At 44.2% G+C, this 17,639-nt stretch carries 15 protein-coding genes and 1 tRNA gene; 9 read left to right on the forward strand and 7 right to left on the reverse strand.

Annotation, left to right across the window (positions count from 1 at the left end):
- Positions 1-141: 141 nt before the first annotated feature.
- The 4 genes from IE130_RS11885 (at position 142) to IE130_RS11900 (ending at position 5,263) form a co-directional block, all read left to right on the forward strand.
- Positions 142-1,344: an SPOR and LysM peptidoglycan-binding domain-containing protein gene (locus tag IE130_RS11885; protein ID WP_189586242.1), complete on the forward strand. Its 1,203-nt coding sequence runs from the start codon at positions 142-144 to the stop codon at positions 1,342-1,344.
- 296 nt (positions 1,345-1,640) lie between these two features.
- Positions 1,641-2,171: a DUF2726 domain-containing protein gene (locus tag IE130_RS11890; protein WP_189586245.1), complete on the forward strand. Its 531-nt coding sequence runs from the start codon at positions 1,641-1,643 to the stop codon at positions 2,169-2,171.
- A gap of 250 nt (positions 2,172-2,421) precedes the next feature.
- Positions 2,422-3,882, forward strand: coding sequence for a hypothetical protein (locus tag IE130_RS11895; RefSeq protein ID WP_189586247.1), 1,461 nt, complete (start codon positions 2,422-2,424; stop codon positions 3,880-3,882).
- A gap of 118 nt (positions 3,883-4,000) precedes the next feature.
- A complete protein-coding gene (locus IE130_RS11900) occupies positions 4,001-5,263 on the forward strand; it encodes a hypothetical protein (RefSeq protein WP_189586250.1) in 1,263 nt (420 codons plus the stop codon).
- Positions 5,264-5,337: 74 nt separating this feature from the next.
- Here the strand turns inward: IE130_RS11900 and IE130_RS11905 are convergent, their stop codons facing one another.
- The 7 genes from IE130_RS11905 to gatC form a co-directional block, all read right to left on the reverse strand.
- Positions 5,338-6,294, reverse strand: coding sequence for a DUF1853 family protein (locus tag IE130_RS11905; protein WP_189586253.1), 957 nt, complete (start codon positions 6,292-6,294; stop codon positions 5,338-5,340).
- Positions 6,295-6,395: 101 nt separating this feature from the next.
- Positions 6,396-6,575, reverse strand: coding sequence for a hypothetical protein (locus IE130_RS11910; RefSeq protein WP_189586256.1), 180 nt, complete (start codon positions 6,573-6,575; stop codon positions 6,396-6,398).
- A gap of 118 nt (positions 6,576-6,693) precedes the next feature.
- A complete protein-coding gene (locus tag IE130_RS11915) occupies positions 6,694-7,662 on the reverse strand; it encodes a hypothetical protein (RefSeq protein ID WP_189586259.1) in 969 nt (322 codons plus the stop codon).
- Positions 7,629-7,705, reverse strand: a tRNA-Pro gene (locus IE130_RS11920). Before IE130_RS11920 ends, IE130_RS11915 begins: the two co-directional genes overlap by 34 nt.
- Positions 7,706-7,819: 114 nt before the next feature.
- Positions 7,820-9,346, reverse strand: coding sequence for an Asp-tRNA(Asn)/Glu-tRNA(Gln) amidotransferase subunit GatB (gene gatB, locus IE130_RS11925; protein WP_189586262.1), 1,527 nt, complete (start codon positions 9,344-9,346; stop codon positions 7,820-7,822).
- On the reverse strand, positions 9,346-10,842 hold the full coding sequence (gatA, locus tag IE130_RS11930) for an Asp-tRNA(Asn)/Glu-tRNA(Gln) amidotransferase subunit GatA (RefSeq protein WP_189586264.1): 1,497 nt from the start codon (positions 10,840-10,842) through the stop codon (positions 9,346-9,348). The genes gatB and gatA overlap by 1 nt, the downstream gene beginning before the upstream one ends.
- A gap of 70 nt (positions 10,843-10,912) precedes the next feature.
- Complete coding sequence (gene gatC / locus IE130_RS11935; protein WP_189586267.1) at positions 10,913-11,227, reverse strand: Asp-tRNA(Asn)/Glu-tRNA(Gln) amidotransferase subunit GatC; 315 nt, start codon at positions 11,225-11,227, stop codon at positions 10,913-10,915.
- A 662-nt stretch (positions 11,228-11,889) separates the two neighbouring features.
- Here gatC and IE130_RS11940 point away from each other — a divergent pair.
- The 5 genes from IE130_RS11940 (at position 11,890) to IE130_RS11960 (ending at position 17,309) form a co-directional block, all read left to right on the forward strand.
- Complete coding sequence (locus IE130_RS11940; RefSeq protein ID WP_026037076.1) at positions 11,890-12,927, forward strand: rod shape-determining protein; 1,038 nt, start codon at positions 11,890-11,892, stop codon at positions 12,925-12,927.
- Positions 12,928-13,211: 284 nt separating this feature from the next.
- Positions 13,212-14,078, forward strand: coding sequence for a rod shape-determining protein MreC (mreC, locus tag IE130_RS11945; protein ID WP_010196660.1), 867 nt, complete (start codon positions 13,212-13,214; stop codon positions 14,076-14,078).
- A 136-nt stretch (positions 14,079-14,214) separates the two neighbouring features.
- Positions 14,215-14,700, forward strand: coding sequence for a rod shape-determining protein MreD (gene mreD, locus IE130_RS11950; RefSeq protein WP_189586270.1), 486 nt, complete (start codon positions 14,215-14,217; stop codon positions 14,698-14,700).
- A 161-nt stretch (positions 14,701-14,861) separates the two neighbouring features.
- Positions 14,862-15,527, forward strand: coding sequence for a Maf family protein (locus IE130_RS11955; RefSeq protein WP_189586272.1), 666 nt, complete (start codon positions 14,862-14,864; stop codon positions 15,525-15,527).
- A gap of 171 nt (positions 15,528-15,698) precedes the next feature.
- Positions 15,699-17,309: an Rne/Rng family ribonuclease gene (locus IE130_RS11960; RefSeq protein ID WP_189586275.1), complete on the forward strand. Its 1,611-nt coding sequence runs from the start codon at positions 15,699-15,701 to the stop codon at positions 17,307-17,309.
- Positions 17,310-17,639: the final 330 nt, after the last annotated feature.

Raw genomic sequence — 17,639 nt, forward strand, 5'->3', positions numbered from 1 at the left:
GACATAATCTTTGAGAGAGGATGGCAGTAACTGGCGGCAGTGGCTATTTATCAAGACGACTGGTAGGATATTAGCTGATAGGGTTTTAACAATAACCGCGCTGACCAATCAACCTTATTACCAACTAAGAGACGTAAACGGATGAACTTTTCGAGACAAGCCTTATTGGGCATTGGGATGATTATCGGCGGTAGCGTGATGCTATATGCCATGGTGCAACAAATTGGTGATGGTAATACATCCGAGCCAGCGACGGCAATGGTCGATAAGCCAAGTGCCGAGCAAGAGGCGCCGCAGCCACTGACCACTGACATCGACACTGAAAAGCGTATCCTGGCGCAAAAGCAAAAAGAACGTGCTGCGCGGGTAGCTGAGCAAGAAAAACGGGCGCAGCAGTTTTTGACGGAGCAAGAGACTGCAGAGGCGCAAGCCTTGGCAAAATCGCGTGCGGAAAATCAGCAGTATATAGCCAATAGTGCACCCGCTGCCGCCGATGACGACAGTTCAGAAGCTGCTCAAAATGTGGTTCAACCCTCAAGCGCACAGCCTAGTACTAATGATCAAGCAACTGCCGCGGCGATCAACACGAGCGATAGCGATAAGCAAAAGGCCACTCAAGCCCAGCAACAAGAAGCCAAAAAACAGGCCGTACTAAAAGAACAAGCTGCCGCCAAAAAAGAAGCAGAAGCCAAACGCCAAGCGGAAGCTAAAAAGCAAGCTGATGCTCAGACCATGGCTGAGAAAAAGAAACAAGCGGTGGAACAAGCAGCAGAAGCCGCCAAAAATGAGCCACCAAAATCGCCTTCTGACTATCAAGTAAAAAGAGGTGATGGGCTGATAAAACTGGCGCGGCAATACAATATGCCCGTAGAAGTATTGGCACAAGCGAATAATCTTTCGCCATCGACATCGCTACAACTGGGTCAGAGTATTACCATTCCATCGCGTAAGCAGGTGGATCGTTTGGCACGTGAAGCAGCAGCAGCTGAACAGGCTCGTGAAGAAAAACGCAAAAAAGAAGATGCGCTCGCAAAAAAATCGACTGATGCCAAACGCGACGCTCAGCAAAAACTCAGTGAAGCCCGTAAAGAAGTCAAAGAAACCGATGCTAAAGGCAGCTTTGGGGTGCAGGTTGCCTTGGCGAATGACCAAGCTAAAGCCGATGAGCTGGCCAAAAAATTCAAATCAGCAGGCTATCAAGTGAAGACCAGCGCTACCAGTCGCGGCGTCCGAGTCGTCGTAGGTCCTGAGCGTGGCAAAGTCGCGGCCTTGGCACTAAAAGACAAAATCAATAGCGATCCCAAAGTAAATACGACGAGCGCTTGGGTGCTTTATTGGCGTTAAGATAGAGGCTCGTCTACTATCATTAAATGATTACATCTGAATAGACGAGACATTTTTCAAGATATTGGTTGGGTCTTTATTCACTTCCTATCAAAACACGACATATGCTGTCGTGTTTTTTTGCTTTATAGATTGCCGATTGGCGCATCCTTAGTTAAGATAAGCGCCATTTTTACTATCTCTTTTTGTATAACCTGTCAGCCTATAAAGGTTGCCCTGCTGTGATCGGCCCGTCATGGATTCATTGCGAATGATGACACTCAGCTAATCACTTTCATATTGTATAAGGTAAAACCATGTCATTTGGCGTTATATTTTTAATATTGGCTGTTGGGTTTTTAGGGCTGATTACCGTACCAAAGCTATTGAAAAAACCCCCAGTCGTTGAGCCTGATCTAAAGCCAGTACGCGGCGATGAGCTGGCTATTTGGCCATTTGCACCGATGCCCATCATGACCGATACCGAGGTAATATTTTTTAATAAGTTAAAAAATGCATTGCCGGAATATCATATATTTGTCCAAGTTCAGCTGTCACGCATCATCGAAGCCAATAGTGATGAGACTTCTGAGCGTAGCTTTTGGTTCAATCGTATCTGCCGTCAAAGCGTGGATTATGTGATCGTGGATGTCGATGCTCAGACTACATTAGTCGCTATAGAGCTTGATGATTGGACGCATAGTAGCAAAGCACGTCAAAAAGCAGACGATAAAAAAGACAAAGCTCTAGCCAGTGCAGGCATTGCGATGGTTCGCTTTCACGCTGAGCGCATGCCCAGTGCCGATATGCTCAGATATGAGCTGATGCAGGTGATTGAGAGTTATTGATAAAGTATCTTTGGTAGACAATTGAAAGATACTAAAAGAGCGGCATTTATTTTTTGTGTAACATTGCTGTTATATCAGCTTACTTTATAGATAAGTTGTTTAAATAAGAGTATTATCATTTTATTTTAAAGCAAACTTAAGTTTTCTAAATTGATATGAGCGTTCTTTAACTATGTGAGCTTTCTTTGCTTAGTTGGATCACGTTCTTGCTGTCTTGACTCTTTAAAACATCTCTATAAAGGACTGTGTAATGAAACTTTTTAAATTGACTGCATTAGCACTAGCCAGCACGTTAGCATTAGCAGGCTGTGGCGATGACAATGATAACAACACCTCTTCTGGTAATGGTAACAATACTCCAGAGGTTCCAATTAAACCGCCTGTTGATAATAGTTTGTCTGAGCTTGAGCAAGCAAAAGAGATGATTCGTACTGCCAAGCTGTTTGTCAGTGATAATAAAGCGGTTACAGATGCTTATGAAGATGTCAGTGATATCCTTACAGAAAAGCAAGATACACGACTTGGCTACACCTTCGATATCCCAAGTGATCTGAAATACTATATGGAAGAGACTGATGTATCACAGCTCACAGCAGCTGATATTACTGCACTGGCCAATGATGAAGAGTTTGAAACAGCACTGGGCAATATAGCCTTAACCCCAGAAAAAGGGTTTTTAGCGACGCTAAGTACTGACGGGAAGTTTACCTTAACTGGTAGCACCAAGGTCAATATCGAAGAATACGATTACGTATATAATCCACAAACAGGTTTATATGACCCTGTTGTTGATAATAAAGACGTTTTCACCGTAGCGTTTGATGGTTTTGAAGATGCACTGATTTCTAATACCAGTACGACTAACTTCAATGGTAGCTTGGGTTTCAAGAGTATTAAAATTGGTACTGGTACGGACGCCGTTAGCCTCAGCTCAAATACTAAAGGGGCTACAGTCAGCGGTCAATTCAGTGATAAAGTCGTGGTCAATGATGAGTTTGATATCAATGACGCAAATAGAGAAGGTATTACTCTAGAAAAGGCTGTCATCAAATTAAGCAGTCTAAAGTTGACGGCTAACGATAGTGTAATCGAAGCAAAGGATTTTGAATTTGCTGCACTAGATGTCAGCAAAAAGCTGGCAGACAATAGCTTAGTGGTTAGAACCATTCCTTATAAACTTGCTATAACTGGCAAGATGACAAAGCAAAAACCTGAGACTGATGTAACGATTACTTTAAATGCTACTGCCAACGATGCTGATATAAAGAACTTCTTGATAGCGACTGACACAGGTAATGTGGAAGAGACCGCCAATAAATACATAGGTATGGAAATAGTGTTGGCGATTAAAGGCAAAGTAACCAAAGAGGGTGCAACGACGATCCCGCTTGATTTCCAAGCCAATCTTAAACGTACTGCTCGTAATGTTATTGAGCTACAAGGCCTGACTGCTAGCGTAGAGGGTAAGAAGCTATTCGTAACAGGTAAGTCAAGCTTAGACAATAACTATGATGTGATTAGTACCCAGTTTACCGTTGAGCAAAATAAAGCGTCGATCAAGTTAAATGTCGATGCTAATGGTGACTTCATAAAAGATAACATGGGTAAGCTCGGCGATATCATGGTTAATGGTAAAGACTACGGTGATTTAATGGATAATGATGGCAAAGTTACGGCCAAATTCACTGATGACAGTTTAATTATTCTATAATCAAACCATGTGTCACATCGACTCTCAAACGTTGTTAGTAGCGATTGAGGTATAGCAGCACAAAAAAGAGACAGCTTACTGTCTCTTTTTTATGCTCTCTAATAAACGTGAGAAATTTATGCCATATAACGTTTCAAGTCTCTATGGTTTTTTACCTAAAAGCTTAGCATTGCATCTATCCAGCCGTACAAAGTTAATCACTATGCCAGCGATTGCCGCTATGATGATATCCAGCGCTGCGGTTGCTGATAGTGCAGACATACCAGCTGCTGATACGAATTTTTACTTCTACCCCCAAGCGACAGGCTTGCTAGACAGTCAGACCAAACAATCAGACGCGCAGATAGAGTGGAGTTTGATGGCAACGGCTCATAGTCCAACACAGCCTATCTCAGCATTTTTGGACGATTGGAATGCACCTTTAGATTCAGGAGATCATGCTTATGCCCAAGGTCGAACATTGCTTGAGATTCGTCCTGCGGGCAGTGCGATTAGCTACGGTCTAGGCTGGCGTTATGATTATTTGATGACGTTTAGCAAAGAGACTGCCGAAGTTTATTGGCAGTATGAAAATAAACAGCCTTCAAGTACCAGTCAAACTTATCCGTTATTTTTAGAAGCCAAGCACAACGAGAGGATCGGCGCTAATGTTGGCTTGACGCAGCAGCTCATGCCCAACTGGCAATTGACGACTCGTGCCAATCTCTGGCAAGGACTGCATGCACTAGAAGGTAAGATAGTTGGCGATTTGAGCACCAGAGTGTTACCAAATAATGAGGTGACAGATATACGAGACAGTTTGGATAAAACCAACGCTTATATAGATTATTACTATGATGAACCAGCCTTAGGGGAGGAAAACCTAAACTGGAATCCCGCGAAACCTTCAGGATATGGTTATTCGCTCGATTTGCAGCTCACAGGTCAGTTGTCTGATAGCACGCAGTTGTCTCTGCGCGGCTACGATATCCTTGGACGCATGCATTGGAAAGACATGCCAAGCACTCGCTATGCGTTGGATTATGACGTCAACGGCAGACCTCTCTATACGATTGAAGGGCAGCTTAGCACTGACGATGTCACACAGACATTGCCATGGCGAGTTGAAGGTAGCCTTCAGCATCAGCTAGACAGTCAATGGCAGCTCGGTCTACATGGTCAAGTGAATGACATTCAAGACTTGTATCAATTATCCGCAGGCTATCAAACGTCCAATGATGCTTTTCCTATTACGGTGACGGGCTTAATAGAGCCGCAGACGCAAGCATTGGGTCTCGCTGTAGACAGTCGCTATGCTGGCATAAAATTGCTGACTGACAGTCTCGACTCAGACAAAGCCAAACGCAGTGAGATTAGCTTGTATGGACGCTATGCTTGGTAGCTTCATTGCATTGCATTAATAAAACAGATGGCTAAAGCGTCCATATACATGTCTATGTAATGCGGTGGACGTTACTAAAATTTATCATCTGTCTCATCATGCTGCTTCGGGTAAATGACGATGGGTCTATCACCCTCAAAGTATAATCCTGTTTTTAAGATACCGTTTTCAGAATGGATAAGTGCCGACGGACGTCCATCATAAAAGTCGCGTTTGCTAAACCATTCAATATAATGAGCAGCGCGCAAATCTCTGATATCAAGCATCGCGAGAGTGCTCGTGTCGTACTTATCGCACCATTCGTGCATGGGAAAGCTTGGTACTAGCCAAGACGGATAGAAGAGATTAGCGATGTTCTTTGGTAAAAAGAACCGTCCTTTTATCACGCCATAACGCTTGTCGATTTTGACTTGCCCATGATTTTCGGTATCTACCCATACGGTGCGAAACTGCTTGGTTTGCATATGGGTCATTTTGCGCTGCAAATTGTCATTGGAGTTGATGCCCACCCAATTCTCCGGCTTAAATGGCGCTGATCCCATAAAAAACTTAATCGCCAGCTCCCAATGCTCGACCAGATTTTCCGCATGGTTATATAAGATTAAATCTAGCTCACCCGTCGTCTGCTTGCCATTATAGAGCTGCACATTATTAGCCAGTGTCTCATACGGATGTAGTTTGCGCGCAAATCCATCCTCTAACCAAAATGACAGTAACCCTTCAAAGTGAAACCCCAGTCGATTGGGACTTGGGCGCTTGAGTAAATAACGAGTCAGCGCTTGATAGTCAGTAGTAGTATCGAGTTCTGTTAATCGTTGCCCATACGCCTCAAACTGTGTCCGCCAAAAGCTGGCATTATGCACTGAAATCGTATGTGTGGTTTGATGCGGTGCAAAGTCTATCCATTCAGTTAAGACGTTAGGACAAGCCAGCGCATAAGCCAAATCACGCACATAAGGTCGTCGGTACGCTTCCCAAGGGGCAGCATCTATAAGGCGGGTAGATGTGGGCTGATCGACAGGCTCGGACATAGGATAAACCATCGTAACGTTGTAGCATTTACCCTAACTGTTGGCTCTATGAAAGTCTATAGGACACGAGTATCGGCTAGGGTAGTGCTAAGCTTTTTGACTTAAAACATGATGTTAATGTGATGGATATGAATGCTGATATCAGGTGGCGATAGCAAGTAAGGTAATAGAATACTGAGTACCGTTTTGAATATTGGTAGTAGCCATTTTGGTAAGTTGCTAGGCGCGTTATGCGGTAGCTGTTGTTCTAGATTAGGTGGGGTGTGATCTTGCTGAGTCATGTTTAGCTCCATGTTAGCTGTAACGGTGTGCTACGGCTTACTTGGAACTATCCTAGGGGATAAGCTTGTTTAGGACATTGCATTTGCAATTTGTAGCTTGCATTTGCAATTTGTGAGATTAATATTTTTTTAAATCATTTAGTAATCTATTGGCATCTGAAAATATACCGTTTATATTCCTCGCTTTTAGACCTTTCAAATTCATTGCAGCGATATGCTCGGCTAACCCTGCTTGTGTTGGTTGGTTAGTGCTTTTCTGGTTGTCGGTCCTAAACATATAGGGTGTAGTGTTAGGATCTAATAGCAAATCCTTCAAAACTGCTATTAAATGATAAGCACTATCTTTGGGGTGGAATACTTCATCATTTTCTGAATGCTCTGCATGGCTTAGTATTTTATCATCTAGTAATTTTTGGGTAGGTTTATTTATCTGATTATCTATAGTACTGCTTGATAAGATTTCTTCGAACACACTGTCCAATTCACATTTAGGGATTCGAAGATGTCTTGCAGAAATATGTACACTGTTCTTTAAGAAGTAAGATCGTTCTTGATTCTGAGTGCTCAATTCATCTTTACCATATTTTGAAATATAGTGATCTAATTCAACTTGTTCTTCATTTATAAGTATATTTCTTAAAAGCGCTGTATCCACGTAATAATGAGCATTAGCATGGATATTATTGACTTCTTTATATATCGGAATTCTTACTGGTTCACCAGTACAAAGGTTCTCATCGTAATCGACTTCCTCTATTTCTTCTTGCAACATTCCATAATAATGGAATAAAACTGTCACGTTATTTTGAGTGTTTAGGTCATAGATTTTAGAATACAATCTTGTATATTCATGCTGTTTTTCCAAATCGTAGCTATATCCAAATTTCTCTAAATATATAGCTACCTCTTCAATGGATAGAAAATCCTCAGTCAAAATATTTATCATCTCAATCTCAAAAATAACTATATATGGAAGTTTAATTTTAACTGATATCAACAAAAAAAAGCCAACCATTGAAAACAATGATTGGCTTTTCTCTTTACTACTATGTTTGGTCGGAACGGCAGGATTTGAACCTGCGACCACTACACCCCCAGTGTAGTGCGCTACCAGACTGCGCTACGCCCCGATTGACTGACTATTTTACGCAAAATTAGGCATATTGCAAGGGCTATTTATTTTGGCCAAAATCTATAACCTTAATTTACGTATCACAGTCAGCATAACCAATCAGCAATTAACCTTAACCCAGTAGCTCTTTTAGGATTTGGTTGACTTGCTGCGGGTTGGCACTACCGCGACTGGCTTTCATGACTTGACCTACCAGACCGTTAAAGGCTTTTTCTTTACCGCCACGATACTCGTCAACCATCGCTTCGTTTTTAGCAATGACTTCTTCAACGATGGCTTTGATAGCGCCCGTATCGGTTTCTTGCTTGAGACCTTTTTCTTCGATGATTTTGTCAGCGGCATCATCAGCATCGCCGCCCGCGCGTTCATAGAGCGCGCTGAAGACTTTCTTAGCCAACTTGCCAGATAGCGTATCGTCTTTGATACGCGCTAGCATGCCAGCCAATTGCTTGGCGCTGATAGGGGAGTCGATGATATCTTTGTCATCTTTGTTCAGTGCGCCGAGTAGATCGCCCATGACCCAGTTGCCTGCCATTTTGGCATCTGATTGTCCTACTTCAGCGACGACTGCTTCGAAGTAATCGGCAATTTGACGGCTACCAGTTAAGATACGAGCGTCATACTCTGACAGACCAAGTGCTTCTTCAAAGCGAGCACGACGAGCCACTGGTAGCTCAGGCATCGCCGCTTTGATCGCATCAACCGTATGCTGCTCGATACGAACAGGCAGCAGGTCAGGATCAGGGAAGTAGCGATAGTCGTTGGCATCTTCTTTGGTACGCATCGTACGAGTTTCGTCGCGCTCTGGATCATATAGCATCGTCGCTTGCACAACTTTACCGCCGTCTTCAACGATGTCGATTTGACGCTCGATTTCACGATTGATGGCGCGCTCGATAAAGCGGAACGAATTTAAGTTCTTTAGCTCAGTACGCGTGCCCAATTCTGCACCTGGCTTACGCACAGAGACGTTACAATCGCAGCGGAACGAGCCTTCTGCCATGACCGCATCTGAGATACCTAGCCACGTGACCAGCTGATGAATGGCTTTGATATAAGCCAGTGCTTCGTGAGCTGAGCGCATGTCTGGCTCAGAGACGATTTCGATCAATGGCGTACCAGCACGGTTGAGATCCACACCAGTCATACCATCAACGGCATCATGGACAGATTTACCAGCGTCTTCTTCCAAATGCGCGCGGGTGATACCCATACGTTTCGGATATTCGTTCTTTTCGCCTTCATTAACCACGACATCGATATACCCTTCGCCAACGATAGGGTTGGCCATCTGAGTAATTTGATAGCCTTTAGGCAGATCAGGATAAAAGTAGTTTTTACGGTCAAAGGTATTAAATAGACCCAGCTCAGCATTGACGCCAATGCCGAATTTTAGCGCACGATCGACCACGCCCGCATTTAGCACTGGCAAGACACCAGGTAGACCCAAATCTACAATACTGGCTTGTGTGTTTGGCTCGTGACCGAAGTCAGTGGGCGCACTTGAGAAAATCTTACTTTCCGTATTTAGCTGGCAGTGAATCTCGATACCGATGACGACTTCGTAACCATCAACGAACAGCTCTTTACGAACAGCGTGCTCGCGAACGGCATTGTTATCAGTAGTTGCTGTGTTCATTATACCGTCTCCTTTGCGATGGCAGAGTGCTGTAGATGATGATCTGTATGCTGCTGGAATAGATGCGCAGTCGTGAGCAGTTGACTCTCTTGCCAATGCTTACCGATTAACTGTAAGCCAATAGGTAAGCCTTCTGAGTTTAAACCAACTGGTTGGCTAAGCGCAGGCAGACCAGCTAAGTTGACCGCGATGGTATAAACATCGCCTAAGTACATGGTCGCAGGGTCGAGGTCTTCAGCAAGCTTGTAAGCAGCCGTTGGTGCCGTTGGGCTGGCGATGACATCACAGTTGGCAAAGGCGTCTTCGAAGTCTTTAACGATTAAGCGGCGTATTTTTTGTGCTTTAGTATAATAAGCATCGAAATAACCAGCAGATAGCGCGTAAGTGCCCGTCAAGATACGGCGCTGTACTTCAGGACCAAAACCTTCAGAACGTGAGCGCGTGTATAGATCGATGAGATCTTTTGGATTCTCACAGCGATAGCCAAAGCGCACACCATCGAAGCGCGACAGGTTAGATGATGCTTCTGCAGGGGCTAGCATGTAGTAAGTCGCCAACGTGATTTCAGGATCAGTGATGTTCACTTCTACGATGGTTGCGCCCAGCTCTTCGTATTTTGTCAAAGCAGCACGTACGGCTGTTTCTACTTCAGCATCAAGCCCTTTACTAAAGTATTCTTTAGCGACACCGATACGTAGACCAGCAAAGGGTTTATCACCAGCGGCTGCTTCTGCATCATTGATGTCTTGTACGTAGTCAGGCATGTCATACTTGATAGACGTTGCATCACGCGCATCGTGCCCAATCATTGGTTGCAATAGATAAGCGCAATCTTTGGCGCTGCGTCCCATGCTGCCAGCTTGATCCAGACTTGATGCATAGGCAATCATACCAAAGCGTGACACTCGGCCATAAGTGGGCTTGATACCCGTTAAGCCACAGAATGAAGCAGGCTGACGAATAGAGCCGCCCGTATCACTACCGGTTGCGACTGGCACAAAACCTGCGGCAACCGCGGCAGCACTACCACCTGATGAACCACCAGGGACGCGCTCTAGATTCCAAGGGTTTTGCACCGTACCATAGTATGAGCTGCTATTGTCCGAGCCCATCGCAAACTCATCCATGTTGAGCTTGCCCAAGCTAATCATGCCTGCTTTGTCGATGTTTGACACGATAGTAGCATTATAAGGTGAGACAAAGTTATGTAGCATCTTTGAGCCGCAAGTGGTCAATACGCCTTGGGTACAAAAGATATCTTTGTGCGCCATCGGTACACCAAGTAATGGGCGCTGATCACCTTGCGCCCGCATCTCGTCCGCTGCTTGCGCTTGTGCGCGTGCTGTCTCAGACGTATGAGTGATAAAGCTATTAATCTTGCTGTCTAGCGCATCGATACGTTTAATATAGTGTTCTGTCAGCTCAAGGCTACTAAATTGTTTTTCTTGCAAGCCCGTAATAAGCTGCTGGGTACTTAATAAATGAAGTTCAGACATAAGGTGTCGTCCGTCAAAATGTTAATAGCATAAAATAAAATGAGATAAAGGCAGAAATAGAGCCGACCAATTATTCAATCACTTGTGGTACTAGGTACAAACCGTCTTCAACTGCTGGCGCGACCGATTGGTTACGTTCACGATTGATATCGTGTTTGGCGACGTCGGCACGCAAGTCTTGGCAAGCCTCATGGATATTCGATAGTGGTTTAACATCAGTCGTGTCCACATTACCAAGCGTATGCATCAGTTTTAATACTTTGCTGATTTCGTTGGCATAGCTGTTGGCGGTCGTTTCATCGACACCCAATCGCGCAAGGCTGGCAACTTCTAGGATTTCTTCACGGCTGACGTTGCTGTCAGACGTTGCTGGTTGCTGTGACATAGTTTCTCCAGTGAAGGACAGTTTTTGTTAGAGTTAGTAGGTTTAAAAGTAGCGCTTAAAACAAGCACTTAAAAAGCCGCTGTTAAAACCAGTTATTAAAATTAAATCGCTGTTAAAAGCAACCACTATAATTGGCTACTAAAATAAAAGTGAGATAGCATAGGCTTATTATAAAGCATCTGACCCAAGTTTACAGAGCCTGATGCTTGATTGCTGCACAATCTCAACCAAGCCACCATGATTCACAAAGATTTGCAAAATTGACCGCATGATTCTCAATTGCTTACCCATTACGTTCTGAAATACGTTACAGTATGCACCTGTGATGCTAGGCAAAACTATCATTTGCCTATAGAGCCTTGTTAGTTATTGAATTAAATGATGTTTCATTAGATCGAATGGTATTCACTGCCATTTCAAACTTTGTAACAACTTTTAGCGTTTAAGATCAAAATCCTGCCTTACTGATGCAAATACCTGTGTTTTTTTTGAGCTAAATCGGTATAATTTAGCTCAGTTTTGTCATTTCATCATTATTGCTTAGGTTTGACTTGTTGCGATGCACCAATTTCGCCACAGTTGATGTCTAACGACGACCTGCTCAACACTGAAGAGTAACCCTCTCAGTCACTCTCATTCGCCTCATTCGTAAGACGCTGGATATATTAGTCATGAACCTGTTTGGATTTTTATCAAATAATATCGCTATCGACCTTGGTACTGCGAACACTTTAATTTTTATTCCTAATAAAGGCGTGGTGCTCGATGAGCCTACGGTGGTCGCGCTACGAAGCAATCGTACCCATAACCCTACCGTTGCTGCGGTTGGCATCGATGCCAAGCAGATGCTTGGTCGTACGCCTGCCAATATCACGGCGATTCGTCCCCTAAAAGACGGCGTGATTGCTGACTTTGAAGTGACCCAAAAAATGCTTAAGCACTTTATCGGCAAGGTAAAGGCGAAGCGTTTTATGGCACAGCCCAACGTGGTCGTTTGTGTGCCATGCAAATCGACTCTCGTTGAACGCAAAGCCATCCGTGAAGCCGTATCATCAGCGGGCGCAAGCAAAGTGCTATTGCTAGAAGAGCCGATGGCCGCTGCTATTGGTGCTGGCATGCCAGTGCATGAAGCGAGTGGCTCAATGGTGGTTGATATCGGTGGTGGTACAACTGAGATTGCGGTTATTGCTCTATCAGGTTGCGTGTATGCCGAGTCGATTCGTATCGGTGGCGACATATTTGATGAAGCCATTATCACCCATGTACGCCGTACCCACGGTTGTGTGATTGGTGAAACCACTGCTGAGCGTATCAAAAAAGAAGTAGGCTCTGCCCTGAATGAAGACAGTCAATTAGAAGTCGAAGTTCGTGGTCGTAGCATGGCAGAAGGCGTGCCAAAGACCTTTACGGTCAATTCAGAAGAAGTGCAAAAAGCGTTAAGCGACCCACTAAGCGGTATTGTCAGTGCGGTAAAAGCAGCACTTGAGCAAACCCCACCTGAGCTGTCATCAGATATTGCCGAGCGTGGTATTGTCTTGACCGGTGGCGGTGCATTGTTGCGTGATTTAGACAAGCTGATTTCAAGAGAGACGGGTTTGCCAGTGACAGTCGCTGACGATCCATTGACTTGCGTCAGTCGTGGTGGCGGTATCGCCCTCGACTTCATCAATAATAAAAGCTTAAATATGATTTTTGTTTAAGTGACCATTCGTTTAAGTGGCTTTTTATTTAAATGAACATCAGTTGTTGTTAACCGTGATTTTTTACAAGCATGCTTCAGTGACGGTTAACACGATTGTCAAACATTCGATTTAACGATAAAAGTAAATAACGATAAAGGTAGCCAGTTGCGCTGCCTTTAATCATATTACTAATTGCCAGCTACACGCATCGCCACTAAATGCTGATAACGATGAGATCGTTAAACATTGTTATAACTAGCGCTAGGTATTGCTCACATTAGAAAACCTTAATTAGATGACTTATGACGCCAAGTATTTTTGCACGCCAGCCATTAGCACTTCGTAAGGCTGCTATTGTATTGATAGTAGCGTTGATAATGATGTGGTTCGATAGCAAAAATCCGGAATGGTTCAGTCCTGTACGCAATACCAGTCATGCCGCTATGCAGCCTATCTATGAACTGTCACTATTGCCAAGCTATGCTAAGCATTGGGCAAGTGGCAGCTTACAATCAAAAGAAGCGCTACGCCGCGAAAACATGCAATTAAAGTCGCAGTTGATTCACGCGCAGGCCAAGCTCCAGCAGCAAGACTATATTTTGGCACAAAATGCGCGCTTGCAAGGCATCTTGTCGACCACCAAACCTGAACAGTTTGAGCTAAATTTGGCACAGGTTATCGGTACAGACACCAATTTACTTCGCCAAATCGTCGTGCTTAATAAAGGCGCGCAAGATGGGGTGCAAGTCGGTCAAACGGTCATCGACGAAGACGGTATATTGGGTCAGATCATCAATGTTTATCCCAATACCAGTCGCTTACTACTCATTACTGATGAGCAGCAGTCGGTAGCAGTAACGGTTAAACGTACGGGTCAGCGGGCGATTGTGACGGGTCAGGGAATACCCACTTCTTTAAGCCTCAATTATGTCTTCAAAACCTCAGACGTGCGCGTGGGTGACGAGCTGGTTTCTTCAGGTTTAGGTGGTCGCATTCCAGCAGGCTATCGAGTCGGTCGGATCGCTCATGTCAAAGACACGCAAGCAGATAACTTCAGAAGTATTGAAGTCACGCCAGCGGCAAATTTTATCGATAATGCCTACGTATTAGTGCTTCAAGACAAGCTGATAGATAAAAGTAATGTGGGTTTCGATAGTAATGGTGGCTGATATTCAATTTATACATCGCTAACCACTTTGCTGGGCTCGCTCTATAGTGTCTTCACCCATACCTTTTTAGTGATGTTTTTTCAGCTAAATAGACGTTCAAATGGCCGCCGCCAAACACTCGCTAAGGTAGGTATTCATGACGTATTCTGACTCTAGGCACCCAATCGGGATCTTGCTCATTGCGATTGTTACCAGCTTTGTCGTTGCCTCATCGCTCAATGTCTATCCATTAAGTCCTAGTATGGCTACCTTGCGTCCCATGATTATGATCATGGTGCTGATTTTTTGGCTGCTGTTTCAGCCACGTTACGTTGGTATCTTTACCGCGTTTACCATTGGTTTAGTAGCAGACCTTTTGATGGACACCCACTTAGGTCAGCAAGCCTTTGCTGCTGTGATGGTGGCACTTGTTATCAAGATCAGTAGCATTTATGTCAGAAAGTTAAACACTGTCAATGCTTGGCTTATCGCCTCATTAGGCTTGCTGCTGTTTCAACTGAGTTTGTGGATGCTACAGATGTTTATCCAAAATATTTTTGTCGCGCAGTCTGCCTTTTCTTTATTGATGAGTATAGTCAGCTGGCCTCTAGTGCTACTAGTGTTACGAAAATTTGCGCGTTAATCAATTCAGTTACTACCTCAATAATTGCTTTTGAGAGCTTCTCTGTTATTAGTAGTGTTAATGTGATTGGCAGTAGAATTTATGCTCAACATGAAAGCTGCCAATCCTGAAAGCCTCTGTGCCTTTGATAATTGATATGATCATAAAACAAGAGAATAGCGATGGATATTATTTTAGCCTCTAGTTCACCGCGTCGTCGGGAGTTGCTCGCTAGAGCGCAGCTGGATTTTACGGTCATGAGCGTCGATATCGATGAAACGCCACAAGATAATGAGCTACCAAAAAACTATATTGAGCGTATGGTCGCTGCCAAAGCGGCTGCCGCAGTACAACAGTTAAATGACACCGTTGAAACAAGCAAAGATAACCTCGCTGAGCAGCTTATTATTTTGACCTCTGATACCATTGGTGTGCTACCAGATGGTCAGACGGTACTGGTAAAACCAGCCGATCGCGAGCACGCTTATCGCATGTGGCAGCAAATGTCAGATAATACCCATGAAGTATGGACGGCAGTACAAGCTACCCATGTATCCTTAGTTTCTACGCACACTCATACAGAAAACCATGAGTCAGTATTCCAAGTTGTCAAGCAACAACAAATCACCGAACGTACGGCAGTCACCTTTATACCTCTGACGACGGAGATGATGAGCTGTTATTGGGAGAGTGGCGAACCTGCTGATAAAGCAGGTGGCTACGGTATTCAAGGTTTGGGTGCTGCATGGGTTAGCCGTATCAATGGTAGCTATACCAATGTCGTCGGCTTGCCGCTTTCGCAAACGCTGGCATTGCTTAAAGATATTCTAGATACTGGCACTCATTAAAAAGCCACAATGGTAGAGCAGCCCTTGTCAATGCGCTAAAAGCCCGCCGTTCATTGTCTGCACATAACGACACGCTAGGGTAATGGGCAAGAGCAAGTTGCATTTGTTACACTGTAAATCTAATAGACGATGACTGTCTAACAAGAAAGCTGAAAGATAAGAGAAAACATTATGTCCGAAGAGCTGCTGATTAATATTAGTCCAATGGAGTCGCGTGTCGCCGTGCTAGACAACGGTATCCTAGGCGAAATCTATATTGAGCGACATCACAAACTGGGTTTGGTTGGTAATATCTATCTGGGTACTGTTGTGCGTGTCCTTCCGGGTATGCAAGCGGCCTTTGTTGATATCGGTCAGTCACGGACAGCGTTTTTACATGTCAATGATATGCAGCGCGAGCCTCGTCCAATAGTAGAAAGAAAAAATAAAGCACCTGATGAGGGTAAGAAGGAGGCAAATACAAATACAGACAACACTGTGGTGGAAAACGGTGTTGATAGTCTAGACGTCAGCCCGCCAGTGGTCAGTGCGCAAAGTACCGATGTCGTTCCTGTTTCTAAAACCCTTATCCAGCACCGCTTGCACGAAAGCCAACGTATTCTTGTCCAAGTGACAAAAGACCAATTGGGCAGCAAAGGCGCTCGCCTGACCACCAATGTCTCTCTGCCGTCGCGCTATCTGGTATATTTGCCATCGAGTGATCATATCGGCATATCACAGCGTATCGATGGCGAAGAAGAGCGTAACCGTCTCAAGACTGAGCTAAATAGTTTGATGCAAACCGTCAACCTAAAAGGCGGATTGATTGCCCGTACGGCTGCCGAGCGCGTGCCTGTCGATAAACTAGAAGAAGACATTTATTATTTGTTGCAGCTTTGGCGGACTATCTGCGCGCGTCGTCAGGAAATCAATCATCATCAAAGCTCAGAGCTTATTTACCAAGAGTTGGCTCTACCACTACGCTCGATTCGTGACCTAGTACATACCGATACCGCAAAAATCGTCATTGATAATGCACAAATCTACGAGCAAGTCAGGCAGTTCGCTAAAGAGTTCGTGCCTTTCGTCTATGATCGAATTGTGCATTATACCGCGGAGCAATCCTTATTTGACGTTCATCGGGTTGAAGACGATTTACGTGATGCTTTAAAACGTCGCGTTGACTTAAAGTCAGGTGGTTACTTAATTATTGACCAGACCGAAGCGATGACCACGATTGATGTCAACACAGGCTCTTTTGTTGGTGGACGTTCATTAGAAGATACGGTTTACAAAACCAACTTAGAAGCCACTCATGCCATCGCTCGACAGCTGCGTTTGCGTAATCTTGGCGGTATTATTATCCTAGACTTCATTGATATGCTGGAGCAGCAGCATAAAGATGACGTGCTGGAGAGTTTGCAGTCGCAACTGGCACAAGACTATGCCAAGACGAAGATTACCCAAGTCAGTGAACTTGGTTTGGTAGAGATGACCCGTAAACGTACTCGTGAATCGCTAGGGCAGCAGTTGTGTGAGCCGTGTTCAACTTGTCAAGGCCGCGGCTTTGTCAAAACCGCTGAAACCGTCTGCTTTGAGATATTCCGTGAAATCATGCGCTGTGCTCGTACCTATAATTCTCCTAAGAAGTTTACGGTGGTTGCCCATGCCGCAGTCATTGATTTATTACTCACCTCAGAGTCGGATACGGTAGCAGATTTAGAGTATCTGCTGGGTAGGGTGATTACTTTTGATGTCGAAAATCTCTATACCCAAGAGCAGTACGATATCGTTTTAGACTAACGGTTTGCCCATCACTAAGCTATTCAACGCAAATGATTGGCTATAAGTGATTTTGTTTATAAAGCCTAATATCTTGAAATGCCATAGATATTGCTCTTGCAATGACTAAAATACTATGTATAATATATACCACTGAATTATATATGCGCAGCCAATCAAACAGCTGGCGCTATGACAGCTAGAGCATCGTTTCTAGCACTATTTCATTATGCCTTTGCTGACATCCTATTATGGAAGGGTCGGCGGGGCTTTAAACTATTTTGCTTTTGGCACGCTACAAGTTCGGATAAAGAACTCATTCTGGTTAAGAACAGAAGGCAGCTTTAAGTA

Source organism: Psychrobacter glaciei (assembly GCF_014652895.1).
GTDB lineage: Bacteria > Pseudomonadota > Gammaproteobacteria > Pseudomonadales > Moraxellaceae > Psychrobacter > Psychrobacter glaciei.